28 protein-coding genes are annotated in these 26,097 nt (G+C 72.0%); 18 read left to right on the plus strand and 10 right to left on the minus strand.

What is annotated here, in order from left to right:
• Nucleotides 1-16: 16 nt before the first annotated feature.
• The gene (locus tag ACIRVF_RS17430; RefSeq protein WP_402818508.1) at nucleotides 17-544 is read left to right on the plus strand and encodes a DUF6114 domain-containing protein; all 528 of its coding nucleotides are present in this window, start codon (nucleotides 17-19) and stop codon (nucleotides 542-544) included.
• 138 nt (nucleotides 545-682) lie between these two features.
• On the opposite strand, the gene ACIRVF_RS17435 is transcribed toward ACIRVF_RS17430, so the two are convergent.
• A complete protein-coding gene (locus ACIRVF_RS17435; protein WP_402817785.1) occupies nucleotides 683-1,783 on the minus strand; it encodes an NAD(P)-dependent alcohol dehydrogenase in 1,101 nt (366 codons plus the stop codon).
• A gap of 144 nt (nucleotides 1,784-1,927) precedes the next feature.
• Between ACIRVF_RS17435 and ACIRVF_RS17440 the strand changes: the two genes are divergently transcribed.
• Both ACIRVF_RS17440 and ACIRVF_RS17445 read left to right on the plus strand, forming a co-directional pair.
• Nucleotides 1,928-2,869: a helix-turn-helix domain-containing protein gene (locus ACIRVF_RS17440; RefSeq protein ID WP_402817788.1), complete on the plus strand. Its 942-nt coding sequence runs from the start codon at nucleotides 1,928-1,930 to the stop codon at nucleotides 2,867-2,869.
• A gap of 109 nt (nucleotides 2,870-2,978) precedes the next feature.
• Nucleotides 2,979-4,292 carry a globin domain-containing protein gene (locus ACIRVF_RS17445; RefSeq protein WP_402817791.1) on the plus strand — a complete coding sequence of 438 codons (1,314 nt, stop codon included), beginning with the start codon at nucleotides 2,979-2,981 and terminating at the stop codon, nucleotides 4,290-4,292.
• Nucleotides 4,293-4,307: 15 nt separating this feature from the next.
• Here ACIRVF_RS17445 and ACIRVF_RS17450 read toward each other — a convergent pair whose 3' ends face one another.
• The gene (locus ACIRVF_RS17450) at nucleotides 4,308-5,696 is read right to left on the minus strand and encodes a selenium-binding protein SBP56-related protein (protein ID WP_402817794.1); all 1,389 of its coding nucleotides are present in this window, start codon (nucleotides 5,694-5,696) and stop codon (nucleotides 4,308-4,310) included.
• Between the two features lie 244 nt (nucleotides 5,697-5,940).
• Between ACIRVF_RS17450 and ACIRVF_RS17455 the strand changes: the two genes are divergently transcribed.
• A complete protein-coding gene (locus ACIRVF_RS17455) occupies nucleotides 5,941-6,912 on the plus strand; it encodes an alpha/beta hydrolase (protein ID WP_402817797.1) in 972 nt (323 codons plus the stop codon).
• 53 nt (nucleotides 6,913-6,965) lie between these two features.
• On the plus strand, nucleotides 6,966-7,760 hold the full coding sequence (locus ACIRVF_RS17460; RefSeq protein WP_402818511.1) for a spermidine synthase: 795 nt from the start codon (nucleotides 6,966-6,968) through the stop codon (nucleotides 7,758-7,760).
• 254 nt (nucleotides 7,761-8,014) lie between these two features.
• On the opposite strand, the gene ACIRVF_RS17465 is transcribed toward ACIRVF_RS17460, so the two are convergent.
• Nucleotides 8,015-8,908, minus strand: a complete 894-nt coding sequence (locus ACIRVF_RS17465) for an NADP-dependent oxidoreductase (protein ID WP_402817800.1) — start codon at nucleotides 8,906-8,908, stop codon at nucleotides 8,015-8,017.
• Between the two features lie 70 nt (nucleotides 8,909-8,978).
• On the opposite strand from ACIRVF_RS17465, the gene ACIRVF_RS17470 reads away from it, so the two are divergent.
• The 8 genes from ACIRVF_RS17470 to ACIRVF_RS17505 all read left to right on the plus strand — a co-directional run bounded on the left by ACIRVF_RS17470 (nucleotide 8,979) and on the right by ACIRVF_RS17505 (nucleotide 16,358).
• Entirely contained in the window at nucleotides 8,979-9,587 is a 609-nt protein-coding gene (locus ACIRVF_RS17470; protein ID WP_402817803.1) for a TetR/AcrR family transcriptional regulator, read from the plus strand.
• A 116-nt stretch (nucleotides 9,588-9,703) separates the two neighbouring features.
• On the plus strand, nucleotides 9,704-10,543 hold the full coding sequence (locus ACIRVF_RS17475; RefSeq protein WP_402817806.1) for a class I SAM-dependent methyltransferase: 840 nt from the start codon (nucleotides 9,704-9,706) through the stop codon (nucleotides 10,541-10,543).
• A 263-nt stretch (nucleotides 10,544-10,806) separates the two neighbouring features.
• Nucleotides 10,807-11,472 (plus strand): DedA family protein, encoded by a 666-nt coding sequence (locus tag ACIRVF_RS17480; RefSeq protein ID WP_402817809.1) that lies wholly within the window; start codon nucleotides 10,807-10,809, stop codon nucleotides 11,470-11,472.
• A gap of 90 nt (nucleotides 11,473-11,562) precedes the next feature.
• Nucleotides 11,563-12,234, plus strand: coding sequence for an O-methyltransferase (locus ACIRVF_RS17485; RefSeq protein ID WP_402817812.1), 672 nt, complete (start codon nucleotides 11,563-11,565; stop codon nucleotides 12,232-12,234).
• A gap of 113 nt (nucleotides 12,235-12,347) precedes the next feature.
• Nucleotides 12,348-13,247, plus strand: coding sequence for a Gfo/Idh/MocA family protein (locus ACIRVF_RS17490; RefSeq protein ID WP_402817816.1), 900 nt, complete (start codon nucleotides 12,348-12,350; stop codon nucleotides 13,245-13,247).
• Nucleotides 13,248-13,812: 565 nt separating this feature from the next.
• Entirely contained in the window at nucleotides 13,813-15,132 is a 1,320-nt protein-coding gene (locus ACIRVF_RS17495; protein ID WP_402817819.1) for a hypothetical protein, read from the plus strand.
• A 102-nt stretch (nucleotides 15,133-15,234) separates the two neighbouring features.
• Complete coding sequence (locus tag ACIRVF_RS17500; RefSeq protein WP_402817822.1) at nucleotides 15,235-15,750, plus strand: Lrp/AsnC family transcriptional regulator; 516 nt, start codon at nucleotides 15,235-15,237, stop codon at nucleotides 15,748-15,750.
• A complete protein-coding gene (locus tag ACIRVF_RS17505) occupies nucleotides 15,747-16,358 on the plus strand; it encodes a LysE family translocator (RefSeq protein WP_402817825.1) in 612 nt (203 codons plus the stop codon). Before ACIRVF_RS17500 ends, ACIRVF_RS17505 begins: the two co-directional genes overlap by 4 nt.
• 22 nt (nucleotides 16,359-16,380) lie before the next feature.
• On the opposite strand, the gene ACIRVF_RS17510 is transcribed toward ACIRVF_RS17505, so the two are convergent.
• On the minus strand, nucleotides 16,381-17,490 hold the full coding sequence (locus ACIRVF_RS17510; RefSeq protein ID WP_402817828.1) for a hypothetical protein: 1,110 nt from the start codon (nucleotides 17,488-17,490) through the stop codon (nucleotides 16,381-16,383).
• A 265-nt stretch (nucleotides 17,491-17,755) separates the two neighbouring features.
• On the opposite strand from ACIRVF_RS17510, the gene ACIRVF_RS17515 reads away from it, so the two are divergent.
• Entirely contained in the window at nucleotides 17,756-19,762 is a 2,007-nt protein-coding gene (locus tag ACIRVF_RS17515) for a transglycosylase domain-containing protein (protein WP_402817831.1), read from the plus strand.
• Between the two features lie 45 nt (nucleotides 19,763-19,807).
• Complete coding sequence (locus tag ACIRVF_RS17520; RefSeq protein WP_402817834.1) at nucleotides 19,808-19,957, plus strand: hypothetical protein; 150 nt, start codon at nucleotides 19,808-19,810, stop codon at nucleotides 19,955-19,957.
• 13 nt (nucleotides 19,958-19,970) lie between these two features.
• Here ACIRVF_RS17520 and sigJ read toward each other — a convergent pair whose 3' ends face one another.
• Nucleotides 19,971-20,870 carry an RNA polymerase sigma factor SigJ gene (sigJ, locus tag ACIRVF_RS17525; protein ID WP_402817837.1) on the minus strand — a complete coding sequence of 300 codons (900 nt, stop codon included), beginning with the start codon at nucleotides 20,868-20,870 and terminating at the stop codon, nucleotides 19,971-19,973.
• Nucleotides 20,871-20,980: 110 nt separating this feature from the next.
• On the opposite strand from sigJ, the gene ACIRVF_RS17530 reads away from it, so the two are divergent.
• Nucleotides 20,981-21,355 (plus strand): hypothetical protein, encoded by a 375-nt coding sequence (locus ACIRVF_RS17530; RefSeq protein WP_402817840.1) that lies wholly within the window; start codon nucleotides 20,981-20,983, stop codon nucleotides 21,353-21,355.
• Between the two features lie 30 nt (nucleotides 21,356-21,385).
• Here the strand turns inward: ACIRVF_RS17530 and ACIRVF_RS17535 are convergent, their stop codons facing one another.
• The 5 genes from ACIRVF_RS17535 to ACIRVF_RS17555 all read right to left on the minus strand — a co-directional run bounded on the left by ACIRVF_RS17535 (nucleotide 21,386) and on the right by ACIRVF_RS17555 (nucleotide 24,910).
• Nucleotides 21,386-22,642, minus strand: coding sequence for a hypothetical protein (locus ACIRVF_RS17535; RefSeq protein ID WP_402817843.1), 1,257 nt, complete (start codon nucleotides 22,640-22,642; stop codon nucleotides 21,386-21,388).
• 152 nt (nucleotides 22,643-22,794) lie between these two features.
• Nucleotides 22,795-23,403, minus strand: coding sequence for a lytic polysaccharide monooxygenase auxiliary activity family 9 protein (locus ACIRVF_RS17540; protein WP_402817846.1), 609 nt, complete (start codon nucleotides 23,401-23,403; stop codon nucleotides 22,795-22,797).
• 251 nt (nucleotides 23,404-23,654) lie between these two features.
• Nucleotides 23,655-24,104 carry a hypothetical protein gene (locus ACIRVF_RS17545; RefSeq protein ID WP_402817849.1) on the minus strand — a complete coding sequence of 150 codons (450 nt, stop codon included), beginning with the start codon at nucleotides 24,102-24,104 and terminating at the stop codon, nucleotides 23,655-23,657.
• Nucleotides 24,105-24,194: 90 nt separating this feature from the next.
• Nucleotides 24,195-24,569: a hypothetical protein gene (locus ACIRVF_RS17550; protein ID WP_402817852.1), complete on the minus strand. Its 375-nt coding sequence runs from the start codon at nucleotides 24,567-24,569 to the stop codon at nucleotides 24,195-24,197.
• A complete protein-coding gene (locus ACIRVF_RS17555; protein WP_402817854.1) occupies nucleotides 24,566-24,910 on the minus strand; it encodes a hypothetical protein in 345 nt (114 codons plus the stop codon). The genes ACIRVF_RS17550 and ACIRVF_RS17555 overlap by 4 nt, the downstream gene beginning before the upstream one ends.
• 105 nt (nucleotides 24,911-25,015) lie before the next feature.
• Here ACIRVF_RS17555 and ACIRVF_RS17560 point away from each other — a divergent pair, with 105 nt between their 5' ends.
• The gene (locus tag ACIRVF_RS17560; protein ID WP_402817857.1) at nucleotides 25,016-25,840 is read left to right on the plus strand and encodes a Scr1 family TA system antitoxin-like transcriptional regulator; all 825 of its coding nucleotides are present in this window, start codon (nucleotides 25,016-25,018) and stop codon (nucleotides 25,838-25,840) included.
• 3 nt (nucleotides 25,841-25,843) lie between these two features.
• A complete protein-coding gene (locus ACIRVF_RS17565; RefSeq protein ID WP_402817860.1) occupies nucleotides 25,844-26,053 on the plus strand; it encodes a DUF397 domain-containing protein in 210 nt (69 codons plus the stop codon).
• Nucleotides 26,054-26,097: the final 44 nt, after the last annotated feature.

Below are 26,097 nucleotides of genomic sequence, written 5' to 3' on the forward strand. Positions count from 1 at the left end.
GGCGCGGGCCGAGGCGGTGACGGCCCAGGGGACGGCCGCCACCCCCGCCGCGGCCACCGCCCCCGCCGCGGGCCCCGCCGCAGCTCCCGCTGCGTCCGAAGCGTCCGCTCCGACCGCCGCGCCCGCGAGCCCCGCGGGTCCGGTCAGGCGTGACTGGCGGGGCCGACGACCGTTCTGGGGCGGGCTGCTGGTGACGCTCGGCGGCGCCGAGATCCTGTTCACGCTGTGGGCCCCGCTGCCCGTCCTGCTGCACATCTCACTGGTGGGGCTGGCGGGGTACCTGGTGCCCTCGGTGATGCTGCTGTGCGGTCTGCTGATCCTGTTCAACCCGACGCAGCGGCTGTTCTACTCCATCCTCGCGGTGCTCGCCTCGCTGGCCAGCTGGGTGACGTCCAACCTCGGCGGCTTCCTGATCGGGATGCTGCTCGGGGTGGTCGGCGCCTGCCTGACCTTCGGGTGGCTGCCCGACCAGCCGCTGCGCCGTGGGCGGCAGCGGCGGGAGGACCGGCGCGCGCAGCGCCGGGCGGCGGGGGCCGGGGTCTGACGGCCGCCTGGAGTCATCGGCGACGCCCCGCACAACCGGTGGTGGGAGAGCACCGGTTGGGCGGGGCGTTCCCTTCCGTTCGTCCCTCCGGCCGGCCGGCCGTCCCTCGGGACGCTTCGGGGGCCGCCGGACCGGCGGTCAGATGGTCGAGGCGTCGATCACGAAGCGGTACCGGACATCGCCGTCCAGCACCCGCCGGTACGCCTCGTTGATCTGCTCGGCCCGGATCAGCTCGATCTGCGCGGTGATGCCGTGCTCGGCGCAGAAGTCCAGCATCTCCTGGGTCTCCGGCAGCCCGCCGATCGCCGACCCCGCCAGCGAACGGCGCCCGAGGGCCAGCGGGAACGGGTGCACCGAGACCGGCTTCTCCGGCATGCCGACCTGCACCATGGTGCCGTCGGTGCGCAGCAGGCCGATGTAGGCGGTCAGGTCGAGATCGGCGGAGACCGTGTTGACGATCAGGTCGAAGCTGCCCGCGAGCTCCTCGAAGGTCGCGGGGTCGGAGGTGGCCCGGTAGTGGTCCGCGCCGAGCCGCAGTCCGTCCTCGCGCTTGCGCAGCGACTGGCTGAGCACGGTGACCTCGGCGCCCATCGCGTGGGCGAGCTGCACGCCCATGTGGCCGAGGCCGCCCAGGCCCACGATCGCGACCTTCCGGCCCGGACCGGCGCCCCAGTGGGCCAGCGGCGAGTACAGCGTGATGCCCGCGCACAGCAGCGGCGCGGCGGCGTCCAGCGGCAGCGCGTCGGGGATGCGCAGCGCGTACGCCTCGTCCACCACCAGCTCGGCCGCGTAGCCGCCGTAGGTGGGCCGGCCGTCCTTACCGGTGGCGTTGTAGGTGAAGACCATCCCGCCCTCGCCGGTGCAGTACTGCTGCAGGCCGGCCCGGCAGTTGTCGCACTTCCGGCAGGAGTCGACGAAGCAGCCGACGCCGACCCGGTCGCCGACCTTCCAGCGGGTCACGCCCGGGCCGACCTCCGCGACCACACCGGCGATCTCGTGGCCCGGGACCATCGGGAAGATCCCCGGGCCCCAGTCCTCGCCGACCTGGTGGATGTCGGAGTGGCAGATACCGGAGTACTTGATGTCGATCACGATGTCGTGCTCGCCGACGGCCCGGGTGGTGACGGTGGTCTTCGCCAGCGGGGCCTTCGGCCGCTGGGCCGCGTAGGCGGCGACGGTGCGGGTGGCGGGGGTGGGGGTGGCAGCAGGGGTCGTGCTCTGGGTCGTCTCGTTCGTCATGCCCATCAGACTGCGGCGGGGCGCAGGGCCCAGCCAGATCATTGTTCATCGCACGAAAACGGAACGTACGACCGGGGAACCTACGCACGGCAGTATCACCCTCGCCCGTGCCCCGGCGCCCGCTCCGGCCCGCATACTGCACTCATGGACCAGCGCACCGAACTCAGCGAGTTCCTCCGATCCCGCCGCGCCCGGCTGCGGCCCGAGGACGTGGGCCTGCCGGCCGGCACCACCCGCCGGCGGGTGCCCGGGCTGCGGCGCGAGGAGCTGGCCCAGCTCGCCGGAGTCAGCACGGCCTACTACACCCGGCTCGAACAGGGCCACGGCGAGAACGTCTCCGCCGCCGTGCTGGACGCCATCGCCCGGGTGCTGCGCCTGGGCCCCGCCGAGCGCGACCACCTCGGCCGGCTCACCAAGCCCGCCCGCCGCCGCCCCGGTGGCACCGGTCCGAGCCGCCCCCAGCGGGTGCGGCCGGCGCTGCAGCAACTGCTCGACACCATGGAGAGCGTGCCCGCGTACGTGCTGGGACGGCGGCTGGACATCATCGCCTGGAACCGGCTGGGCGCCGCCCTGCTCGGGGACTTCGCCGCGATGCCGCCGGAGCAGCGCAACATGGCCTGGCACGTCTTCCTCGACCCGGCCGCCCGAGAGCTCTTCGAGGACTGGGAGACCAAGGCCTGCGACGTCGTCGGCCTGCTGCGCCTGGACGCCGGACTCTACCCGGACGACCGGGCCCTCGCCTCGCTGGTCGGCGAACTCTCCGTCAAGAGCGAGGAGTTCCGCAGCCTCTGGGCCACCTACCGGATCCAGGACAAGGGCCACGGCACCAAGCGCCTGCACCACCCGGTGGTCGGGCCGCTCAGCCTCCAGTACGAGACGCTGCGCCCGGCCGGGGACGCCGACCAGGTGCTGGTCGCCTACCATGCCGAGCCCGGTTCGGCGTCCGCCGAATCCCTGCGGCTGCTGGCGAGTTGGGATGCCACCGAACTCCGGGCGTCGGCGGCGAGCCGGGCGTCGACCGCCGACCGGGCCGAGGCCGGCGACCAGGCCGACCGGGTCGACCGGGTCGCCGAGCAGAACCGGTAGCCGGTCCGGTTCGCCGCTCCGGCGTTCCACCGAGGGCCGATGGTCCCGGGTCCCTCCGGGCCCATCGGCCCTTCTCGCCCCCGGCGGGCGGCAGTTGACTGGGCCGGTCATGGACAACAGCAGCAAGGCCGCCGCCGCCACCGCCGAGTACGACCGCCTGATCGCCCGCCACCACGCGATGCGACTGCGGCGCCAACTCCTCACCCCCGACTCGCCGTCGGAGGCCTCCTCCGGTGACGCCTCCCGCGGTCCCGGTTCCGCCGGCCACGAGGGCTACGACGGTGCCGGGGACCAGTACCTGATCCGGCGCGACCTCGACCTGGTCGCCCCGCTCCCGGAGCTGATCGACCACCTCTACACGGTCATGTTCCGCCGCCGCCCGTACCTGCGGGCGCTCTTCCCCGCCTCGATGGAGTTCCAGCAGGCCCATCTGGAACGCGTCTTCCAGCACCTGATCGACCACCTCCACCAGCCCGTCGAACTGGCCCGGATGCTCCGGCGGCTCGGCCGCGACCACCGGAAACTGGGCGTCCGCCCGGTCCACTACGAGGCCTTCGAAGGGGCCCTGTGCGCCGCGATCCGCCACCGGGCCGGCGAGCACTGGACCGGGGACCTGGAGGCCGCCTGGGTGCGGATGCTGCGCTTCGCCGTCGGCGCGATGGTCGCCGGCGCCGACTCCGCGCTCGCCGAACCCCCGTACTGGCACGCCCTGGTGACCGGCCACGAGCGCCGCCGCCCCGACCTCGCCGTTCTGCGGGTGCGCACCGGCGAGCCGTACCCGTACCGGGCCGGGCAGTACGGCACCGTCGAACACCCCGCGCTGCCGCACACCTGGCGGCAGTACTCGATGGGCTGTGCCCCGCGCGGCGACAACGAGGTGGAGTTCCACGTCCGCCGCACCGGTCCCGGCGGCGTCAGCGCGGCCCTGGTCGAGCACACCGCCGTCGGCGACCGGCTGCGCCTCGGCCCGCCGCGCGGCAGCCTGCTGCCGGAGGGCGAGGGCGACCGCGGCGGTGACGGCGGGGGTGGCGGTGTCGGCGACGGCTTCGGCCGCGACCCGGCCCGTGACCTGCTGCTGGTCGCGGGCGGCACCGGTCTCGCCCCGATGAAGGCGATCGTCGAACAGCAGGCCCTCCACCGCCCGCCGGGCCGCCGCGTCCACCTCTTCGTCGGCGCCCGCGACCGGGCCGACCTCTACGACTGGCGCGCGCTCTCCGAACTCGCCCTTCACAAACCCTGGTTGGCGCTCACCCCGGTGACGGCCGGCCGTCTCGCCGACACCGTCGCCGGCGCCGGGGACTGGCGCGAGCACCTGGCGTGCGTCAGCGGGCCGGCCGGGATGGTCGCCTCGGTGCGGACCGAACTGCTGGCGGCCGGGCTCCCGTTGGCGCGGGTGAGGTACGACCAGGTGCTCGCCCGGTAGCCTCCTGGCCCCTTCCTACCGGTAGCAGTAGGAGTCCGAGGAGGCGTCTCCGCCCGCCAGGTGGGTCTGGTGGACGCGCAGCCCCCGGAAGTCGGCGCCGTGCGGGAAGAAGCGCTCGTCGACGCTCAGCCCGCCGTTGACCGGGTCGGCGTCCAGCTTGACCAGCCAGGGGTCGATGCCGTCCGGGTAGAACTGGTCGTCCCAGGCGCCGTAGAGGGAGTTGGTGAGGTAGAGCCGCTTCCCGTCCCGGCTGATCTCCACCATCTGGGGTGCCCCGTTCAGCGGCCGCCCCGGCTCGGCCGGGTGCGGCGTCCGGGCGACGACCCCGCCCAGGCGCACCGAGGAGGCGAGCCGGGGGTGGAACGGGTCCGAGACGTCGTACTGGAGCAACTCGCCGGTGCCCCAGGCCGACACGTACAGCCAACCGTCGTCCACCGACAGGTTGATGTCCGTCACCAGCGGCGGCACCGCCCCGAACGGCCGCAGGGCGGGCGGCAGTTCGTCCGCGGAGGCGGGCTCGGCCGGGATCTCGATCACCTTGCGTGCGGTGAAGGCCGGGCCCTCCCGGTACCAGAGCCACACCGAGGAGGAGAGGTCCTCGACGTTCACCACCACCCCGGCGAAGCCCCACTCCGCCTGCGGGTCGTGTGCCGGGCGCAGCTCCAGCACCATCTGGTACTGGTCCCCGAGGTCGACCCGCTGGAGGTGCCGCCCGGAGTCCAGCTCCCAGAAGTGCAGCGCGTGCCCGTACTTGCGGCCGAGCAGCTGCTCGGGCAGCACGCCGTCCTCGACCATCCACGGGGTGCCCCACTCGCTGGTCACCCCGACGTTCGTCCCGAGGTGCCACCAGACGTCGTAGGCGAAGTGCTGCGGCCCGCGCTCGGTCTCCCAGGGGCGCAGCACATCGAAGGTGGTGTGGTCGAGCAGCGCCACCCCGCCGGGCCCGTCGCCGCCGTCCCCCGCCCCGAGGCAGGACAGGAAGACGCCGTCCGGGCCGCAGTGCAGGGTGTGCGGGCGCGAGTAGCCCGCCCTCGCCGCGAGCTCCTTGGCCTCCACCGTCTTGACCAGCCGGGGCCGGACCGGGTCCGGACGGGTGTCCATCACGTGCAGCCGCGACGACCGCAGCCCGGGCAGCAGCAGGTACCGCCGCTCCGGGTTCTCGTGGCAGGCGTGCGCCAGCGCGCTGGAGCAGGCGTTCCAGCCGAAGTGGTGCAACTCGTCACCGAGGGTGGAGAGTTCGGCGAAGTTGAGCACCTTTCCGTAGCTCACCGACTCCGGGTCGGTGTCGACGGTGAGCAGGGCGTCCGGCCGTTGCGCCGACCGGTCGAACCCGGCCACGTAGGCCAAGGTCTCCGGCGGGGCCGCGATCGCCTCGGAGGCCGACCGGTAGAGCGACGAATCCATCTGTTCTCCCAACTCGCCGTGTCCGTCCGGGCAGCGTTCCACACGACCACCGGCGCACAGCAGGCGCACGGGAAGCGGCCGGCAGGCGCGCGGCTACCCTGGTCAGGGGCACGACAGGCGACGGCGAGCGGCCCCGCGCGGACGTCGCCGCGCAGCCCGTAGCTACCGGCCGGTATGGTCGGGGCGGAACGGGTGGTCACCCGCCGTGGCGGCGGGCGGAGCAGAGGAACGGGTGCGGCGGCAGATGGAGTTTCGGGAAGACATCCTGGGAGCCCCTTACGAGGCGGCGGAGCTGGAGCTGCGGTCGGACGACGAGGGGGCGGTCTGCGCGACCCTCGTGCGGCGGCTGGTGCCGGGCGCCGAGCGGGCCGTGTTGTACATCCACGGGTACAACGACTACTTCTTCCAGACCAATCTGGCCGACCACTACGCCGCGCTCGGCTTCTCCTTCTACGCCCTGGACCTGCGCAAGTACGGGCGCTCGCTGCGGCCGCACCAGTCGCCGAACTTCGTCCGGAGCCTCGCCGAGTACGACGAGGAGATCGACGAGGCGGTGCGGATCATCCGGGAGGTCGACGGCCACCGGCAGCTGCTGCTGAACGGGCACTCCACCGGCGGCCTGGTCGGCGCCCTGTGGGCGGGTCGTCGGGCCGGGCGGGGCGTGGTGGACGGGCTGTTCCTGAACAGCCCGTTCCTGTCGATGCCCGCCGGAGCGGCCGTGCGCACCGCCGGCGGCCCGGTGGTGACGGCGATCGGGCGGCTGAAGCCGACCCGGATCCTGCCCTCCTCGCTCAACCCGCACTACACCCACAGCCTGCACCGGGACCACAAGGGCGAGTGGGACTTCGACCTCCGGCTCAAGCCCGCCGAGGGCTTCCCGCTGTACGCGGGCTGGCTGGCCGCGATCCACCAGGGTCACCGGCAGCTGCGGCTCGGGCTGGGCATCGACGTGCCGGTGCTGCTGATGGCCTCGACCAGGTCGATCTCCACCACCACCTGGCACAAGGGCCTGCACCACGCCGACGCCGTGCTGCGGGCCGACGACATCGCCGCGCAGGGCCCGAAGCTCGGCCGCCACGTCACGGTGGTCCGGATCGAGGGCGGCATGCACGACCTGGTGCTCTCCGGCGAGGCGGCCCGCACCAAGGTGTTCGCCGAGCTGGACCGCTGGCTCGCCGCCTACCTGGACGTCCAGCCGGTCGGGGAGAACGCGTGACGGACGAGCCGGTGCCGGTCGGGCGGACCACCGACCTCGGCTTCGCCAAGCTGATGCCGGACATCGACCGCGACGGCGGCTGGCTGCTCACCCTCGACGGCACCCCGCAGTCCTACGTCGACCTGGCCGACCCGACCCACCTCGAATTCGAGTACACCCGGCGGATCGGCCACCTCGCCGACGCCCTCGCTCCCGCCGGCCGTCCGCTGGACGTGCTGCACCTGGGCGGCGGCGCCTTCACGATGCCGCGCTACCTGGCCGCCACCCGCCCCGGCTCCCGCCAGCGGGTGGTGGACGTGGACGGGCCGCTGCTCGACCTGGTCGCCGAACACCTGCCCTGGCAGGGCCCCGGCGCGGACATCACCGCCACGGTCGGCGACGCCCGGGCCGCACTGGCCGCCACCCCGGCCGACTCGCAGGACCTGGTGATCGCGGACGTCTTCCACGGCTCCCGCACCCCCGCCCACCTCACCTCGGTGGAGTTCCTGCGGCTGGCCGCGGCCGCCCTGCGCCCCGGCGGCTGCTACGCCGCCAACCTGGCGGACGGCCCGCCACTGGCCTTCGCCAAGGCCCAGGCGGCAACGGTGCGGGCGGTGTTCCCGTACGTCCTCCTGGTCGCGGAGGCCCCGGTGCTGCGCGGCCGCCGGTACGGCAACATCCTGCTGGCCGGATCGACGGCGCCGCTCCCGACGGCGGAACTGACCCGCCTGCTGGCGGGCGACATCTTCCCGGCCCGGCTCACCGAGGGCGAGGAGCTGGCCGCCCTGGTCGGCCGGACCGCCCCGGTCACCGACGCCGACGCCACCGACTCCCCGCCCCCGCCGGACGGCGCCTTCAGCGTCGGCTGAGGCGGGCGGCGGCCACCGCTCACCCAGGCCGCGCCGGTTGGGGCCCCGGTTCTACCCGGGAAGCGCTCGTCGAACTCGTCGACGCCCGGCCTGTTTCACCAATTCCTCCCCAGGCGGCCCCTGTTGGGGGACGCACTGTATCGACTTCGGCTGGGGACGGAGGGGCGGGCGCGGGCCGGGGCTCGGGCAGGGGTGGCCGCATGCCGCGCAGCGGGTGGGGTGGGCGGCATGCGGCCGGGAGGGTGGTGCGGGGGTCAGGGGATGATGACCCGGCGTCCGCGGGTGTGGCCCGCCTGGCTGTCGATGTGGGCCGCGGCGGCCTCTGTGAGGGGGTAGGACTTCTCGACCGGGATGTGGAGCTTCCCCCGCGAGATGAGGTCGGCGGCCACGGACAGGGCCGCCGGTACGCTCCCGGCCACGCCGGAGAAGCGGACGCCGAGATCGGGTGCGCCGAGGTCGGCGATGGTGATCACCTTCTGCGGGTCCCCGGTCAGTTCGACGAGTTCGCGGATCACGCCCGAGCCGGCCAGGTCGAGGGCGGCGTCGACCGGGCCGAGGCGCCGCACCCGGTCGACCCAGCCCTCGCCGTACGTCGTGGGGATGGCGCCCAGGCTGCGCAGGTAGTCCTGGTTGGCGGCCCCGGCCGTGCCGATCACCGTGATGCCGCGGTCGCGGGCGATCTGCAGCACCGCTGAACCGACACCGCCGGACGCGCCGCTGACCAGCAGCGTCTGCCCGGGCTGCACGCCGACCTCGCGGATGATGCGCAGGGCGGTCTCCACCACGGAGGGGTACCCGGCGGCCTCTTCGAAGGTCAGGCCCTCGGGCATGCGGGCCCAGGCCGACAGCACGGCGAACTCGGCGTAGGTGTCGGAGCCTTCGCCGAAGACGCGGTCGCCGATCTCGACCCCTTCGACGCCCTCGCCGACCTCGTCCACCACCCCCGCGGCGTCCAGTCCGACCCCGGAGGGCAGGACGGTCGGATGGGCTCCCAGCTTCTGGCCTTCGCGGATCCGCCAGTCGACGGGGTTCACGCCCGCCGCCCGTACGGCGATGCGTATGCGGCCGGGGCCCGCGTGGGGCTTGTCGGCGTCGATGAGGTGCAGAACGTCAGGACCGCCGAACTCGGCGATGTTCACTTTCTTCATGCGACGGACCGTAACACTAACGGTTAGCCTTTTGGAACTGTTTTTGTTCCGTACCTGCTAGGGTCACCCCATGACCGAGCCGCCCGGCCGCCGCGAGCGCAAGAAAGCCGCGACCCGCCAGAAGATCGCCGACACCGCCCTCCGGCTCTTCCTGGACCGCGGGTACGAGGCGGTGGGTATCCGTGACGTGGCCGCCGAGGCCGACGTGGCCGTCACCACCCTCTTCTCCCACTTCGCCTCGAAAGAGGCCCTGGTGTTCGAGCGGGACGACGACTTCGAGCAGCGCCTCACCCGGGCGGTCACCGACCGGGCACCGCACCAGCCGCTGATCCCCGCGCTGCGCCGCGAGATCCAGGCCCTCGTCCGGCACTGCTCCGCGGACGGCGCCGCCCCGATCTGGCGCATGATCGACGAATCGCCCGCCCTGCGGGAGTACGAGGAGTCGATGCGGCTGCGCCACGCGGAGTCGCTGGCGGCGGCCATCGCCGCCGATCCCGAACTGTCGCGGGGCGCGACGGCGAGCCGGGCGATCGCCAGGTTCGTGATCGATGCCTACTCGGTGGCCCGCGAGGCGCCCGATCCGGACGCGGCGGTGGACGAGATCTTCGGGATGATCGAGGCGGCCTGGGCCGCCACCCGCCTCCCCTCCGCAGACGCCACCGGCCCGGCCCGGCCGTAGCGGGGACCCGATCCCCGTGGCTCGGGTCCTGACGGCGCGTCGCGGGGAAGGGGGCCGTGGGACGGGTGTCAGAATCGGCGGGTTCGGGCGGCCGGGTTGTCCACAGAGGAGTCGGTATGAGCGGCGGCGGGGAACGGCCGGAGTTGGAGCAGGTGCCCGAGACGGCGCTGTGGACGCTGTGGTACCGGGCGCTGGAGGCGCGCCGGCCCGACGCGGTGCTCGACGACCCCAAGGCCGTCGAGCTGGTCGACCGGCTCGACTACCCCTTCGCGGAGCGGTTCGGGGCCAGCGGCACCCAGGCCCAGCTCCAGGCCCTGCGGGTGGCCTGCTTCGACCGCGAGGTGTCGGACTTCCTGGCCCGGGAGCCGCGCGGCACGGTGGTCTGCCTCGGGGACGGCCTGGAGACCCAGTACTGGCGGGTCGACAACGGGCGGGCCCACTGGCTGAGCGTGGACCTGCCGGAGATGGTGGCGCTGCGCGAGAAGCTGCTGCCGCCCGGCCCGCGTCAGCGCTACCTGGCCGCCGACGCCACCGACCTGGGGTGGGCCGACGAGGTGGACCATGACCGCGAGGTGCTGCTCTGCGCCCAGGGACTCCTGCTGTACCTGCCGCCGGCCCGGGTGAGGGCCCTGATCGCGGACTGCGCGGAGCGCTTCCCGGGCGGCTCGCTCGTGCTGGACGCCGTGCCGCGCTGGTTCGGCCGGCTCACCGTGACGGGGAGGCTGCGACTCCACGGGTACCGGGTGCCGCCGATGCCGTGGGCGATGGACGCGGACGAGCGGGACAAGCTCCGCACCGCCAGTCCGGCCGTGGTGGGCGTGCGGGACGTCCGGCCGACCGGCGGGCGGGGACCGCTCGGTGTCCTGCTGCCGCTGGCCATGACCGTCCCGCCGCTGGCCACCCGCCGTCTCTCCGTCACCGTCCTGGACTTCGCCGAGCCATCACCACAGCCGTAGAAGTCGTAGAAGCCGTAAAGACGGCATGGGCCGGGGTCGCAAGCGGTTTTGCCCAATCTTGAAGGATCACCGGTCAGGCTGGAACTATTGACGGCGGGGCGCACGTCGTAACCAGCAGTGATCGGCCAGGGGGACGGGCCGCCCGGCACGTTAGGCTGCGCCCTGGGGGAGCGGCCTGGTGCCGCCATCGGACAACCACCGGGACGGGTGTTCGGCTCCAGCGGGAGCCGGGGCCGTCCCGACCTGCCACGGAGGTGCTGGCCTTGCACATCGACGCCTGGATCGAGAGCGTCCCACCGACTGCGGTGTACGCGCTGATCGGCCTGATCATCGGGGTCGAGTCGCTGGGCATCCCGCTGCCCGGTGAGATCGCCCTGGTCACGGCGTCCCTGATGGCCGTCAAGGGCGTGGTGAGCCCGTGGGGGATCGCGGCCTGCGCGATCGCGGGCGCGATCATCGGCGACTCGATCGGGTACTCGATCGGTCGCAAGGGGGGCAAGCCGCTCTTCGAGAAGCTGGGACGGAAGTTCCCCAAGCACTTCGGGCCCTCGCACCTGGCCACCGCCGAGCGCTCGTTCCAGAAGTGGGGCATGTGGGCGGTCTTCTTCGGCCGCTTCATCGCGCTGCTGCGCATCTTCGCCGGTCCGCTGGCGGGCGCGCTCAAGATGCCGTACTGGAAGTTCCTGATCGCCAACGTGCTGGGCGGCGTGATCTGGGCCGGTGGTACGACGCTGCTGGTCTTCAAGGTGGGCAAGGCGATCGAGCCGTGGCTGTCCCGGTTCTCCTGGGCGGGCCTGGCGGCCGCCGTCGTGGTGGGCGCCACCTCGGCCTGGCTGATGAAGCGCCGGGCGGCGAAGACCCACGCCAAGATCGAGGCGGAGGAGGCGGCGAAGGCCGCCGAGGCGCTCAAGGCTCCCGTCGCCGAGTGACGGAACGTCACGGATAGCCGTCCCGGCGTCGTCGGGCCCCCGGAGTAGCATCGGCTGGAACCTGCCGATCTTGCACCACTGGAGGGCCCGATGACGCCGCAGACGACGTGGAACGCCGTGGACGCGTACATCTCCGAGCAGCTGGTCGGGCACGACCCGGCGCTGGAGGCGGCCACGGCCGCCGCCGACGCGGCCGGGCTCCCGCGGATCGCGGTGGCGCCCAACCAGGGCAAGCTGCTGCACCTGCTGGCGCTGACCCAGGGGGCGCGCCGGATCCTGGAGGTCGGCACGCTCGGCGGCTACAGCACGATCTGGCTGGCCCGGGCGCTGCCCGCCGACGGCACGCTGATCTCGCTGGAACTCGACCCCCGGCACGCCGAGGTGGCGCGCGGCAATCTGGCCCGCGCCGGGCTGGGGGAGGTCGCCGAGGTGCGGGTCGGCCGGGCCGCCGACTCGCTGGCGGCGCTGGTCGAGCAGGACGAGCAGCCCTTCGACCTGGTGTTCATCGACGCGGACAAGCCGAGCAACCCCGAGTACTTCCGCCGGGCCCTCCAGCTGACCGGGCCGGGCTCGCTGATCATCATCGACAACGTGGTGCGCGGCGGCGCGATCGCCGATGCCACCAGCACCGACCCGGCGGTCGTCGGCACCCGCACCCTGCACGAGCTGATCGCCGCCGAGCCGAGGGTCACCGGGACGTCCGTCCAGACGGTGGGCAGCAAGGGCTACGACGGGTTCACCCTGGTCCGCGTGCAGGACTGACCCACACAGGAGCGGCATAGCTCAGCCACGGGAAGCGCGCAGGGCTGAGCCACGGGAAGCGCGCAGGGCTGAGCCGCAGAGGCGCGCGGGGCGACAGAAGGAGCGGAGACATCGTGCGGATCGGACTGCTGGGCACCGGCACCTGGGCCGAGCGGGTGCACGCGCCCGTGCTGGCGGAGCACCCCGGGCTGGAGTTCACCGGCGTCTGGGGCCGCCGCCCGGAGGCGGCCGAGGCGCTGGGCGCGGCGCACGGTGTGCCCGGCTACGGCGACCTCGACCGGCTGCTGGCCGAGGTGGACGCGGTCTCCGTCGCGCTGCCGCCGTCCGTCCAGGCGGGGCTCGCGGTGCGGGCCGCCGAGGCGGGCTGTCACCTGCTGCTGGACAAGCCGGTCGCGTTCGCCGTGCCGGACGCCCGGGCGGTGGCCGAGGCGGTGCGCGCGCACGCGGTGGCCTCGGTGGTGTTCTTCACCGTCCGCTTCGGCGGCGACCAGATCCCGTGGATCGAGCGGCAGGCGGAGCTCGGCGGCTGGTTCACCGGCCGCTCGGACTGGCTGGGCTCGGTGTTCGCGCCGGGCAGTACCAGCCCGTACGCGGCCTCGCCGTGGCGCCGCGAGAAGGGCGCGCTGTGGGACGTCGGCCCGCACGCGCTGTCCGTGCTGCTGCCGGTGCTCGGCGACGCGACGCAGATCACCGCGGTGGCCGGGCCGCTGGACACCGTGCACCTGGTGGTCCGGCACGCCGGCGGCGCCTCCAGCACGATGGCGCTCAGCCTGACCGCGCCGCGGGCGGGCGGCGGCGTCGCGATGGAGCTGCGCGGCGAGCACGGGGTGGCGCAGCTGCCCGAGCGGGGCGAGGCCCCGACCGTCGCTCTGCACCGCGCGGTGGACGCCCTGCTGGCCTCGGTCGCCTCGGGCGAACCGCACCCCTGTGGGGCGGACTTCGGTCTGCGGGTGGTGGAGATCCTGGCGGCGGCCGAGCGCTCGCTGGCCGACGGCGGTCCGGTGTCGGTCTGAGACTCCGCACCAAGGATCCGACGGTAGGAGTTGTCCCGGAGTCGTCCAAGAGCCGTCCAACCAGCGGAAATGCGTGACCGAGTGGCGTCGCCTCCGGTTCCGACCGGAACTTGTTGCGTACCTGATCGTCCGTGGATTACTGTGTTCCCCATGAAGATCAGACGCTGATCCACCGCAAGGTCAAATCGGGTTGTTCCACTCGTAAATGCATGCGTAATGGGTGGCGTTGATGTCACTTTGTTCCAGTCGACGGGATGGCGACTTTCCGTCGGTTTTTTGCGCGGTCGAGGGCGTCGACATCAGTTGACCGCCTGAGCCAGGCCTGCGCTTCACAGCACTCCGACCGGACGTGCTGATCAATGACGCCTTGAGCCGTTCTGCCACGGCTCGGGAGTTTCTGCTGCGCGGATTCGATGACGGTTCTCTATTGATCGTCGAATTGCGAGCATTCACCGGGACATACGGTCACGGCCGTCGATGACGAGCCGTTCCGTCAATTCCCGGCGCCCGGTGCTGGGCTTTTCCCTGCAGTGATGAGAAAACACGCACGTACCGGAGGATTCCCATGTCCCTGCTGTCCTTGACGCCCCCGATCGACGTCGTTTCCCGGCCCTTCTGGCACCGGCCCGAACCCCGGGTCGCCATGAAGGAGATCGATCCGGGTTTCGAACTGCTGCGGAAGTCCTTCCCACGGACCTGGGAGGGCCTGCTCACCGTGAAGTCCCTGCTGGACGGGATGGCCGTCCTGGAGACCTTCCCGTTCTCCCGGGAGGGCACCGAAGCGCAGGAGCACCTGGCCCGGCAGGCCGCCCTCGTGCTCGCCGGGGTCGCGGACCAGGAGGAGGACGCCCGGCCGGAGCTGGCGAGCTGTGCCCGCGAGGGCGCGCAGACCCTGGGCGCGTACGCCCGGACCGGCCGGTGGCCGACCTCGCCCATCCGCAGGCCGTCCCCGAGCGAGCCCTGGCTGTACTGCGGGCCGCTCGGCACCTGGGGCCGGCGGGCGACCCGGGTGCCGGTCAGCCTGTTGGTCACGCTGCCGGACCCGGCCCGCCAGGCCTACGTGGACACCGTGGACGCGAACCTGGACACCGTCCGCCGCGTCGTGGCCGACGCCCTGGAGGGGGAGGTCCGGATGGACTGTGCCGCGCTGCCCGCGATGAACGCGGCCCGCCTGGTGCTGGCCGGGGGCGAGACCTCGTTCGGGCACAAGAACTTCGCCCACTTCTTCCCGCTGGAGGTCCCGGACGGAGAGGTCCACGGGGAGGACTTCACCGTCGTCTTCACCAACGTGCACCAGGCCCGGTTCGAGGCCTGCTCCCTCCCGCTGTTCAGCCGTCTCGCCGACCGCCGGCCGGAGAACACGGTGGAACGCCTGCTGGAGGCGTCGCTGGTGTGGTTCCGCTGCCACGACCTGGGGCACTTCTGGCGGCTCGTCGAGTCCTCCGAGCCCGTCGGCCGGACGGGCGACTCACCGCCCTTCGAGAAGATGGCTCTGGAGGAGTCCTACGCCGACAGCCTCGGCCTGCTGTCCGCCGCAGCGCTGCTGCCGGATCCGCTGCCGCTGGAGGAGGCCTACTCCGCCGAGCTGTTGCGCTACCTCTCGCGGGACCCGCAGTCCTTCGGTGACACGGTGGCCGCCGTGATCGAGCTGGGCCGGCTCACCGAGGAGGGCCTCGACGGGGTCACGACCGGCGGCCCCTGGCTGGCCAAGAGCGCCGACGTCCTGGCGGACCACGCCCGGCTGATCCACGACACCCTGTGGGGAGCCGGCCTCCGCGACCCGGGATGCCTGGCGCAGTCCTACGCCGTCGGCCGGGAGGCGGTCGAGCGGTTCGCCCCGGTCTTCGAGCTGGTCCCGACGGACATCGACTACGTGTGGGGGTGAACCCCCGGCCAGTCCGCTGGCCACTTTCGCTCGATCCCTGGCAAACGAATCGGTCGGTGATCTAGCATGTCACCTACGCATCGTTTGCCAGGGCGGGAGACATTGAACGAAGACACGTTTCGGCAGCTCGACGAGGTCGACCTCCAGATCCTCGCCCTCCTCCAGGAGGACGGCCGGGCGACCCAGGCCGCCATCGCCAAGACCGTCGGGCTGACCGGGCCCTCGGTGTACTCCCGGATCCGGCGGATGGAGCGCGACGGAGTCATCCGCGGCTACACCGCGCTCGTCGACCCCCGCGCGCTCCGGCAGGACCTGGTCGCCTACATGCGCGTGGGGACGTACGCCGACGAGGGTGAGCAGGAGCCCTTCGAGACCTTCGTCCGGGACGAGCCCCAGATCCTGGAGTGCCACGACGTCGACGGCGAGGACAGCTACGTCCTGAAGATCCGCACCGCCTCGCCCCAGTCACTGCGTAGCCTGCTGGCCCGCGTCCGGGCCATCCCCGGCGTCAGCCGGACGGTGACCTCCATCGCGCTGGAGACCATCAAGGAACCGACCGCCAGCGCGCACCTCGCCGCCCCCAAGCCGCCCGGGAACAAGGAGGAGGACCCGTCGTGATCCAGGTGCTCTGGCTCGGCCTGATGCTCGGCGCCGGTGCGGCGCTGTCCGTCGGCCCGATCTTCGTGACCATCCTCCAGACCGCCGCGACCCGGGGGTTCGCCCCCGCGCTGCGCGTCATCCTCGGCTCCGCCACCGCCGACCTGATCCTGCTGATACCCGCCCTGGCGTTCGCCTGGATCATCACGGCGGTCGCCCGGGCGTCCTTCTGGGTCGGCATCGCCGGGGCGGTCTGCTTCCTCTGGCTCGCCGCGCTCGCCGCCCGCGACGCACGACGGCTCTGGCGCGGCGAGGCCGTTCCCGCCGTGAGCGAGTCCTGGGCGTTCTGGAAGGGCGTCACCGCCAACCTGGCCAACCCGCTCACCTGGACGTTCTGGCTGGCCACCGGCACGCCCACGATGATGCGGGCCCGGCACCTGGCCGGCTGGCCGGGGCTGCTCCTGTTCACCGTCACCTGGTTCGTCGTCGCCTCGGGGCTGGAGGCCGTCTTCGCCTACGCCGTCGCGCGCTCCGGCCGCCGGCTGGGCGTCCGCAGCCAGAGCCTGGTCACCGGCGTGTCCGCCGCGCTGTTCGTCGGGATCGCGGCGTTCCTGGTCGCCTCCTCCTGACGTCCTTGCGTAGAACGCCTGGTCAGAGCGGCGGCGGCGAGGGCCGGGAGTTCTCCGGCCGGCGGTCGGTGGGCCGGGCCGGCGGGATGACCGGGGCGCGGAAATCGCGCGGACCGGTCCACAGCGCGGGTACGGAGTCGCTGCGCCGGGCGAGCTCGTAGGCCAGCGCCTCGTAGTTGACGCGCCAGCCGTGGAAGTGCCGCCAGGCGTCCTCGACCGGGCGTTCGCGCGGGAAGCCGGCGGCGGTGATCATGGCGACGGCGCCCAGGTACTCGCCGTAGGTGAGGCGGATCGGGGTCTCCGGGTCCGGGTCGGCGTCGAAGTCGACGCGCAGTGAGCGGCCGATGTCGCGCATCGCGGTGAATCCGGCCCGGATCACCAGCCTGGCCTCGGGCGGGGCCGAGCGCGGGCAGAGGGCGAGGTGCAGGGCGGCGGCGTCCATCACCGCTGTCAGGCCGACCACCCAGCTGCGGTTGGGCTGCGGGGAGCGGAAGGACAGCAGCACCGGGTAGTTGGAGTGGCTCTCGCCGATGTCGGCGGCCAGGCGCTCCCAGTCGCGGTAGAGCTGGGGGAGCGCGGTCTCGGTGTCGACGAGGGACTGCCGGGCGAGCAGCTCCGGCCCCCAGGCAGGCTCGCCCGCCCGGGACTGGAGCAGGGTCACCTCGGTCTCGCGCCGCTGGTAGGCGGCGTACAGGGTGGGCAGGTAGGCGATCTGCAGGGCGATCACCAGCGGGCCGCTGGCGGCGGCCATGAAGTCGATCGCGGACAGTTGCAGCCGCTCGCCGCTGGCGTAGCCGAGGGTGAAGAGGCTGGACCCGGCCTCCCGGATGGACACCGACCAGCTGAGCTCGGAGGTGCCGTGGAGCAGCAGGGTGTAGGCGAGCAGCATCCCGCTGAGCCACACCCCGAGCATGCCGAGCAGCACGAGCGGGGCGAGCCAGGTCAGCGCGCGGTCCTGCGCCCGGTAGCTGCCGAACGGCGTGGCCCACAGCCGCAGCACCGTGCGCAGCACCCCCCAGAGCCGGTGCACCAGAGCCGAGTAGAGGCCGCGGGGGACGACCAGGGTGCGCAGGATGCTGCCCACGACGAGCAGGAGCAGCAGCACGCCGAGCAGCGTGTGGATCAACCTCATGGCGCCATTGTGTCGGTTGGTCGCGGCGGGTGGGTTCCCCAGGGTTCCGTACGGGCGGTGTCGGGCTCGTACGGGCCCGGCAGGCGTTCCGAAGGGTCCCGAAGCGTCCCGAAGGCCTTCCAAGGGCGGCCCGAAGGGGTTCCGTTGGGGGTTCCGCATTCCGCTATGAACATGATCACACCGGTTGGGGCCGTCCAATCCACCCGCCTGTCGGCGTCTTGATCAGTGGAGGAGTCCGTCCGACGAGCGAAGCGGAGAGCGGCCTGTGAGTGCACACCAGGACGGGGATGTCGAGGAGCGGAAGGCCGGGCGCCGCCGGTGGCGGGCGCCGCGGTGGATCGACTACCCGCGCGGCGGGCGGCGCGGGGTCCGACGCTGGCTCCCGTCCTGGCGGCAGCTGCTCGTGGTGGTGGGAATCCCGGCGATGGCGCTGACGGGGCTGGCGGCCTGGTTCTTCGCGACCACCGAGGTCCCGGACGACCTGAACGCCTTCGCCACCCAGCAGAACAACGTCTACTACTGGGCGGACGGCACCGAGATGGCCCGGATCGGCGAGACCAACCGGCAGGAGGTGCCGCTCGACCAGGTGCCGGAGCCGGTGCAGTGGGCCGTGCTGTCCGCCGAGAACGAGACCTTCTACTCGGACCCGGGGATCTCCCTCAAGGGCATCAGCCGAGCGGTCTACGAGATGGTCTCGGGCGGCGACACCCAGGGCGGCTCGACCATCACCCAGCAGTACGTCAAGAACATCTACCTGAACCAGCGCCAGGACGTCTCCCGCAAGCTCAGCGAGATGGTCATCGCGATCAAGCTGGACCAGCGGATGAGCAAGCGCGACATCCTGGCCGGCTACCTGAACACCAGCTGGTTCGGGCGCGGCAGTTACGGCATCGAGCGGGCCGCCGCGGCGTACTACGGCAAGGACGTCTCGCAGTTGAACCCGAGCGAGGGCGCCTTCCTGGCCGCCCTGTTGAAGGGCGCCGGGCAGTACGATCCGGCGCTGAGCCGGGCCAACCGCGAGCGGGCCGAGGAGCGGTGGTCCTGGATCCTGGACCGGATGGTGGAGGCGGGAAAGCTGTCCGCCGCCGAGCGAGCCACGTACACGGTCTTCCCGGAGCCCCGGCCGCAGCCGAAGGCCGCCGGGCTGAGCGGGCAGGTCGGGTACCTGGTGGACATGGCCCGGAGCTATGTGGAGAGCCACAGCGACATCACGCCCGCCCAGTTCGACCTGGGCGGCCACCAGATCTTCACCACCTTCGAGAAGCCTAAGGTCAACGCGCTGGCCGCGGCCGTGCAGGAGGCCACCAAGGGGATCGACCCGGGCAGCCGGGAGGCCGACAAACTGCTGAAGGTCGGCGCAGCCTCGGTGGCCCTCGACGGGCGGCTCGTCGCGCTGTACGGCGGCCCCGACTACCTGAAACAGGGCTTCGACAACGCCAACGCCTCGACGGTGCCGATGGGTTCGGCCTTCACCCCGCTGGTGTACGCCGCCGGGCTCAGCCAGGGCGTGCAGCGCCGGCGCGGCGACAACCGGACCCCGGTGACGCCCGGCACCACCTACGACGGCGACAACGGCGTGAACGTGATGACCCCGGAGGGCCCGTACTGGGGACGCGACGGGAAGATCGTGAAGACCGCCAACGACGGCAAGCGGAACTGGGGCCAGGTGAGCCTGCGCAGCGCCGTCGAGCAGTCCGTCAACGGGCCGATGATGCAGCTCGCCATGGACGTCGGCCTGGACCGGGTGCAGCAGACCGCGGCCGCTCTGGGCCTGCTGCCGGACAGCATGGGCGAGTTGGTGCCCGCCTTCGGCGTCGGCAACTCCAAGCCGAGCGCGATCCGGGCCGCCGACGCCTACGCCGCCTTCGCGGCCGGCGGCCGCCACACCGACCCGTACTCGGTCCTCCGGATCACCCGCAACGGCAAGCAGCTCGACCTGCGGCTGCCGACCGCCGCCCAGGCGCTGCCCCCGTCGGTGGCGGCGGAGGTGGACATGGCGCTCAAGGGGGCGGTGCGCGGCGGCAGCGCCCAGGCGCTGGCGGAGGCGGGCCCCGGCCTGGCCGCCAAGCCCGGCACCACCCCGGACCGTACGGCCGGCTGGACCGTCGGTTACAACGGCCAGGTGTCGACGGCGGTCACCGTCTTCCGGGCGGACCTCAAGGACATGAAGCTGCTCTCCCTGGAGGGCCTCGGCGGGGCCGCCCCGGACACCCCGGACTCCGAACTGCCCGGCCGGATCTGGACCTCGTACATGAAGGATGCCGTCCGGTAGGCGAGTTCCGGTAGAACAGGGGGGTGAAGATCAAGGGCACCACCGATGACACCGGCACCCCGACCGTGGACGGCTCCACCACCCGGCCGGACCACGGTCGGCTACGGCCTGGTCCGCTCCTGGCCGGACGGGCGTACCACGCCCAAGGCGGCCTTCGAGGCCGTGGCCCGGGCGTACGCGCCCGGTAGGGGCTGAGCCCTTCGCCGGATCAGCCCTCCCGCGCCCAGGGGCGGAGCTTCTCCGGGTTGCGGACCACCCAGATCCGGGCCACCCGGCCGTCGTCGGCGATGTCGAAGGAGGCCACCGTCAGGACGACGCCGTCGCGCCGGGCGACCAGGCCCGGGGCGCCGTTGACCGGGCGTTCCAGGAGTTCGAGGCCCGGGGCCCGGTCGGCGATGGCGAGCATGTACTCGGCGATGCGGGCGCCGCCCTCGACCGGGCGCAGGGCGGCGCCGACCAGGCCGCCGCCGTCGGCGGTCATCACGGCGGCCGGGTCGAGGACGGCGACCAGGCCGGCGATGTCCTTGCTCTGCCAGGCCTCCCTGACCCGCCGGACGGTCTCGGCCCGCGCCGTCGCCGGTACCGGGGCGGGCGCCGCGCCCGCCCGGCGCCGGGCGGAGGAGGCCAGTTGCTTGCAGGCCGCCGGGGTGCGGCCGAGGACGGCGGCGATCTCGGCGAAGGGGTAGTGGAAGACGTCGTGCAGGACGAGGGCCACCCGTTCGGCGGGTGTCATCGACTCCAGCACGACCAGGAAGGCCATCGCCACCGACTCGTCCAGGACCACCTGGTCGGCGAGGTCCTCCGTGCGGGAACCGCCGGGCAGCTGTTCGGGCAGCGGCTCCGGCAGCCAGGCGCCGACGTAGCGTTCCCGGCGGGCCCGGGCCGAGCCGAGCAGGTCCAGGCAGATGCGGCCGGTGACGGTGGTCAGCCAGGCGCCGGGGGCCAGGACCTCCCGCCGCTTGCCCGGCGGCAGGGCGTACCACCGGGCGTAGGCCTCCTGGACGGCGTCCTCGGCCTCGGTCAGCGAGCCGAGCAACCGGTAGGCCACGTTGACCAGTCGGCGCCGCTCGCCGACTTCGCCGTCGGTCTCCGCCCCAGCCGTGGTCATGCCCGGACCGCCTTTCCCCTGGCCTCGCGCCTGACCTTTTGCGGGCCTGCGTCGTCGGCTTGGTGAGACCCTATCGATCCACTGCCCCCGGGCGGAAAGAGGACCGTGACATGGCGACGACCCAGGCGACGACGGCACGGCGCGGCTTCCCGCTCCTGCGGACCGCGATCGCCCTCCAGACGCTGACCATCCTTCTCCAGGCGGTCTCCGCCGGACTGCTGCTGACCACGTCCTACGGCGAGACGCTGCACAGCGCCGGAGCGCGCGTGATGTACGGGGCGTCGATGCTCCACGTGCTCGCGGCGGTGCTGGCGTGGAAGCCGGGCGGCGGCCCGCTGCGGCCGGTGTGGCAGGCCTCCGGGTTCCTGGTGCTGGCCTCGGTGCAGGTGGTGCTCGGCATCGCGCACGTCCCGGCGGTCCACCTCCCGCTGGGGGTGCTGATGTTCGGGCTCAGCGTGCTGGCCCTGGCGCGGCGCACCGGTTGAGGGGGAGCGCGCCGCCGGGCCGTACCGCCGTCACTTCACGAGGCGGGACCAGTCGGCCGGCTGGCCGGGGTCGAGCTGGCGCAGCTTGTCGAGGACCTTCGGGTCCTGGGCGTCCAGCCAGTCGGCGACCTGGCGGAAGGTGACGCAGCGCACGCCGTCCCGGTGGCAGACGTCCTTCACCACGTCCTCGACGGCCTGCATGTAGATGCCGCCGTTCCAGTCCTCGAAGTGGTTCCCGATGAACAACGGGGCCCGGCTGCCGTTGTAGACCCGCTCGAAGCCGGCGAGGTAGCTCTCCTTGGTCTCCTTCTCCCACTCGGCGTACTTCTTCGGATCGCCCTTGGAGGTGTTGCCGGACTGGCCGGCGAGGAAGTTGAAGTCCATCGAGAGGCCCTGGGAGCCCTTCGCGGGGAAGGGCAGCATCTGGAGCGGGAAGTTCCAGATGCCCTCCTTCCGGCTGGGCCAGACCTGGAACTCGCCGGGGGAGCTGGCGTCGTAGCGGAAGCCCGCCGCCTTCTCGGCCGGGAGGAGGTTCTTCTGCCCCTCCAGGCAGGGCGCGCGGCCGCCGACCAGCTCCTTGGTGTAGTCGAAAGGGAGCGGCGGAAGGTCCTTGTCACCGGTGTTGGTCTTCCAGTTGGTGACGAAGGAGACGGCCTGGTCGAGTTCGCTCTTCCATTCGTCGGTGCTCCAGTCGCCACCCCCCTTCTTCCCGCAGAAGTGCCCGTTGAAGTGGGTGCCGATCTCGTTGCCGTCCAGCCAGGCCAGGCGCAACTGTTCCAGGGTGTCCTTGATGTGGGCGTCGGTGGCGTAGTCGATCGAGGCGGCGCCCGGGTCGTGCTGGGGCGGGTGGTAGAGGCCGCGCCTGGACTTGGGGAGGGTGTAGATGCCGCTCAGGAAGTACGTCATCTGCGCGTTGTTCTCCGCGCCCAGCTTGCGGAAGCGGGAGAACAGGTGGTCGTCGCCCTCCAGGCCGCCGTCCCAGGAGAAGACGACGAACTGCGGTGGCTGCTCGCCGGGTTTGAGCTTCTCGGGCTTGGGCTGCTTGGGCTGCGGGCCGGTGTAGGAGGTGGAGCCGTCGCCGATGACGTGGACCTTGCCGTCCCAGCTCGGCGTCGGGGCGGGGGCGGGGGCGGCCGTGCCGGCGGGTTCCGGGTCCGCTTCCGGGGCGGTGGGATCGGGGGCGGCGGCGTTGGGTCTGCCCTCGGAGAAGGAGTCCCCCACGGTGAGCGTGAGGGACGCGACGACCCCCACGGCCAACAGCACGACCGCACCGCGAGCAGCCCGCACGGATTCCCCTTCTCCTGGCCTACCGTTCGATCAAACAGAACGCTCGTCTGATCGATGTCCCGGGAGGCGGGAAAGGTTGCACGGTTCGCGAAGAAAGTCCCCCGGGGTGCGCGGAGGCTGCCCGCTCGCGGCGGGCAGCCTCCCCTGCGGCACTACTGGGTGAAGTTCACGTCGATCACCTGGTAGAAGGCGTGCCCGGTGTCGGCCACCTCCCACACGCCGAGGATCACGTGGTAGCCGGAGCGGTTCGGCAGCTTGACCGGGTGCGGCTTGTCGAGGTGCGGGTCGTCGTGCGCCTCCGGCATCTTGTCGTACGGCATGTCGCCGTACGGCTTGTAGGTCGCGAAGGGCTCACGCTCGAACTGGGCGCGGCTCAGCGGGGCGCTCGGGTCCCAATCCTCCTTGGTCACGAAGTAGTTGTAGCGACGCGTCCGGTGCTTCGCCGAGAAGCCCCACTGGAAGGGCACCTCGACGCCCGCCCGGAGGTCGACCTTCTGCCAGTCCCGCACCTCGTCGAGCACCGCACCGGTCGGCTCGCTGCCGCCGCTGGCGATCTTCCCGTCCGGCGGCACCGGCTTGGGGCCGCTCACGACGTCCGTCGGCACGTCCGGGTCCGACAGCCCCACCTGGGTCGCCGGGAAGAACTTCCCGGCTTCCAGCCCGTTGGACGGCCAGCCGCCCTTGAAGTGGATGTCGGCGCGAGAGCGAGGGTTGGTCAGCCGCCCGTGCCGGGGGGCCGCCTCACCGTTCTTCGCAGTCATGTCCATCTCCTCTCGGAGTCGGTTCGCTGGGCAGGGGCATGACAGCTCATTGGGCAGGAAGTACCAGCACGGGAGCAAACGTGCCACGCTCAGCGGAGGATTGATGCTTCGTAGGCTACCTGTCGCTTCGGGTCGGGCATCCTCACGCCACTCGGACGAGCCGGAAGCGTTGCGAACCGCCCGATCGGGCTCTTTCTGATCATCGGATCGCCGGCGGAGGGGGCCTGGCACCGGAGCGCCGAGGGTGGAGGTCAGGTCGTGGGGCCGTGCCGGCGGCGGTAGTCGACGATCGTGTGGAAGCGGGTCCGGACGTCCTGCCATTCGACCTCCTCGCGTCGGTAGGCGCGCAGGCCGGGCAGGACGATCGGACGGCCTGCGGCGCGGTGTGCCAGAACGTGCCTGCGCGGCCCGCCCTTGCCGTCGCTCTCGCGCAGCGTGACGTCGGTGACCTCGGACCAGGGCAGGACGCGGCGGCGCCAGGGGGTGCGGAGGCACATCCCGTGCGGGGTCAGCTCGGTCGAGCCGTAGAGGTCCTGCGGCACGCTGCACAGGAGCGCGGGCAGCCAGATCGCGGAGAGGAACGCGCCGAGCCGCCAGTCGGCCAGCCAGGGCAGGACGCAGAGTAGGACGGTCAGGATCGCGGCGGGTATCTCGGTGCGGCGGCGCTGGGCGCGGCTGAGCGCGAATCTGAGGGGTTCCATTGGGGGGATGGTAGGGGACTTCGGGGTGCAACGTCCTTCTCGGAAGGCATCGTTGCGGTGCCAGGGGGCCCTGGACACCGGCCTCCGTGGTCAGGGCGCCTGACCGCCGAGGGTTCGTCGGAAGTCCTCGGCGGCGGCGCGGGTGTAGAAACGCCTGATGCGGGAGGGGGAGCCGGGGGCGCGGAGGTAGCTGTGGTTCGCCGAGTCCCAGAGGCCCCAGCTGTCCAGTTGGAGGAAGTGAGGGCTGTTGGAGGGGATCAGGCGGATCTCGTAGGGGCTGGGAGAGGTGCGGGAGTTGGCGCGGGTCCAGGCGTGGGCCTGGGCGTAGGAGTAGAAGCGGAGCGGTTCGCCGGCCGGGGGGAGGGCCTTGACGAGGTGGGTCGTCGTGCGGTCGCGGACGACCCAGACCTGGTAGGAGGCGCCGGACGGGGGGTTGGCGGGGACGATGGCGTAGCGGTCGCTCATCGCCGGGTCGCGATCTGGATGAAGCCGGATGCCTTCTCGACGCGTTCGGCGAACTCGTTGAACTCGCCGTCGATGGGGGAGATGGTCGCCTTGGTGGGGACCAGGATCGCGCCGGCCCGACGGTCGAGGAGGCGCTGAAGGGCGGCCTGGAGCATGGGGCGGTGCTCGGGTCCCTTCGCGTCGGTCTCGTCGTCGACGACGATGAGGGAGATGTCCCAGTTGAAGGTGGCGGCGTAGGACTCGCACATGCGCAACTCGCGCTCGGGGAAGGCGGAGTTGCGCTTGGCAAGGTAGACCACGACCTCGACTCGGCTGGTCTGCGGGAGCTGGGGGCAGGACATGACTGCTTCTCTCCGTAGTTGTTGGACTACCGGGAGTGCTTACTGTCCGCTAGGCTCGGCAATCGTTCAACTTGCCTGCGTCTCAAGTGGAATCGGGGGTGAGCGGTGAACCGCAGAGAGCTTGACCCAACGGCATCCCCGCGCGAGTCCTTCGGCGCGCTGCTTCGCAGCTCGCGCGAGGTGCTGGGCTGGACTCAGCAGGACCTGGCCGCGGCTAGCGGGTACTCGGACAGCTACATCTCGGCGGTGGAAACCGGCCGCAAATCCACCAGCCGAGACTTCGTCAGGGCGGTCGACAAGGCGCTTGGGACGGGTCAGACGCTGGAGTTGATGTGGGTCGGCATGCGGAGGAAGGGCTTTCTGGAGGGCTTCCCCGAGCATGCTGCGCAGGAGGCCCGTGCGGCCGAGATCAGGATCTTCGAGCCAAACCTCATTCCCGGGCTGTTCCAGACCAAGGCCTATGCCTCAGCGATCGAGGCTGGCGCGGTGCAGCGAGGAAGCAGTACGCGCGACCAAGCCGAGGAGCGAGTGAGGTTCCTCGTGACGCGACAGCGACTCCTCAAGCGCGCTCAACCGCCCGTGGTGCATGCGGTGATAGACGAGAGTGCCCTCCGGAGGCCGGTGGGTGGGAATGCGATCATGCGCGCGCAGCTTGACCACTTGGCCGAGATGGCGACCAGGCCCCATGTGATCTTCCAGGTGGCCCCCTTCAGCCTGGCTGAACACGCCCCATTCCGCTCCTTCGTCACGTTGTTGACGTTTGCCGACCGCTCTGTGGTCGGCTACACCGAAACGGCGGACCACGGCTTTGTCGTGCGGGAAGACAGGACTGTCAGGGTGTGGGAAAAGGCCTACGATCGGTTGCAGGTGGAAGCGCTGACCCGAGCCGCATCCCTTGACCTGATTCGCAAGGCCCGAGAGGAACTTTGACCCATGATCCGCCTAGACCTGTCCCGCGCTTCCTGGTTCAAGTCGTCGTACTCCGGCAACGGCGGTTCCTGCGTGGAGGTCGCGGCCGACTTCCCTGGCGTCGTTCCCGTCCGCGACTCGAAGGACCCTGAGGGCCCGGCACTGGTCTTCCCGGTCGAGGCGTGGAAGTCCTTCGTCGTCGCGACCGTCTCTGGCGAGTTCGGCGAAATCTAGCCTCACGTGCCCATCCCGCGAGCCCCCGGACTGGCCGGTCCGGG

Source organism: Kitasatospora sp. NPDC101157 (assembly GCF_044768255.1).
Classification (GTDB): domain Bacteria; phylum Actinomycetota; class Actinomycetes; order Streptomycetales; family Streptomycetaceae; genus Kitasatospora.

Bases quoted from the DNA above. Each gene is read 5' to 3' on its own strand.
- ACIRVF_RS17435 (WP_402817785.1), bottom strand. From the start codon at position 1,783: ATGACGAACGAGACGACCCAGAGCACGACCCCTGCTGCCACCCCCACC.
- ACIRVF_RS17440 (WP_402817788.1), top strand. From the start codon at position 1,928: ATGGACCAGCGCACCGAACTCAGCGAGTTCCTCCGATCCCGCCGCGCC.
- ACIRVF_RS17445 (WP_402817791.1), top strand. From the start codon at position 2,979: ATGGACAACAGCAGCAAGGCCGCCGCCGCCACCGCCGAGTACGACCGC.
- ACIRVF_RS17450 (WP_402817794.1), bottom strand. From the start codon at position 5,696: ATGGATTCGTCGCTCTACCGGTCGGCCTCCGAGGCGATCGCGGCCCCG.
- ACIRVF_RS17455 (WP_402817797.1), top strand. From the start codon at position 5,941: ATGGAGTTTCGGGAAGACATCCTGGGAGCCCCTTACGAGGCGGCGGAG.
- ACIRVF_RS17460 (WP_402818511.1), top strand. From the start codon at position 6,966: ATGCCGGACATCGACCGCGACGGCGGCTGGCTGCTCACCCTCGACGGC.
- ACIRVF_RS17465 (WP_402817800.1), bottom strand. From the start codon at position 8,908: ATGAAGAAAGTGAACATCGCCGAGTTCGGCGGTCCTGACGTTCTGCAC.
- ACIRVF_RS17470 (WP_402817803.1), top strand. From the start codon at position 8,979: ATGACCGAGCCGCCCGGCCGCCGCGAGCGCAAGAAAGCCGCGACCCGC.
- ACIRVF_RS17475 (WP_402817806.1), top strand. From the start codon at position 9,704: ATGAGCGGCGGCGGGGAACGGCCGGAGTTGGAGCAGGTGCCCGAGACG.
- ACIRVF_RS17485 (WP_402817812.1), top strand. From the start codon at position 11,563: ATGACGCCGCAGACGACGTGGAACGCCGTGGACGCGTACATCTCCGAG.
- ACIRVF_RS17495 (WP_402817819.1), top strand. From the start codon at position 13,813: ATGTCCCTGCTGTCCTTGACGCCCCCGATCGACGTCGTTTCCCGGCCC.
- ACIRVF_RS17510 (WP_402817828.1), bottom strand. From the start codon at position 17,490: ATGAGGTTGATCCACACGCTGCTCGGCGTGCTGCTGCTCCTGCTCGTC.
- ACIRVF_RS17520 (WP_402817834.1), top strand. From the start codon at position 19,808: ATGACACCGGCACCCCGACCGTGGACGGCTCCACCACCCGGCCGGACC.
- sigJ (WP_402817837.1), bottom strand. From the start codon at position 20,870: ATGACCACGGCTGGGGCGGAGACCGACGGCGAAGTCGGCGAGCGGCGC.
- ACIRVF_RS17530 (WP_402817840.1), top strand. From the start codon at position 20,981: ATGGCGACGACCCAGGCGACGACGGCACGGCGCGGCTTCCCGCTCCTG.
- ACIRVF_RS17540 (WP_402817846.1), bottom strand. From the start codon at position 23,403: ATGACTGCGAAGAACGGTGAGGCGGCCCCCCGGCACGGGCGGCTGACC.
- ACIRVF_RS17545 (WP_402817849.1), bottom strand. From the start codon at position 24,104: ATGGAACCCCTCAGATTCGCGCTCAGCCGCGCCCAGCGCCGCCGCACC.
- ACIRVF_RS17550 (WP_402817852.1), bottom strand. From the start codon at position 24,569: ATGAGCGACCGCTACGCCATCGTCCCCGCCAACCCCCCGTCCGGCGCC.
- ACIRVF_RS17555 (WP_402817854.1), bottom strand. From the start codon at position 24,910: ATGTCCTGCCCCCAGCTCCCGCAGACCAGCCGAGTCGAGGTCGTGGTC.
- ACIRVF_RS17565 (WP_402817860.1), top strand. From the start codon at position 25,844: ATGATCCGCCTAGACCTGTCCCGCGCTTCCTGGTTCAAGTCGTCGTAC.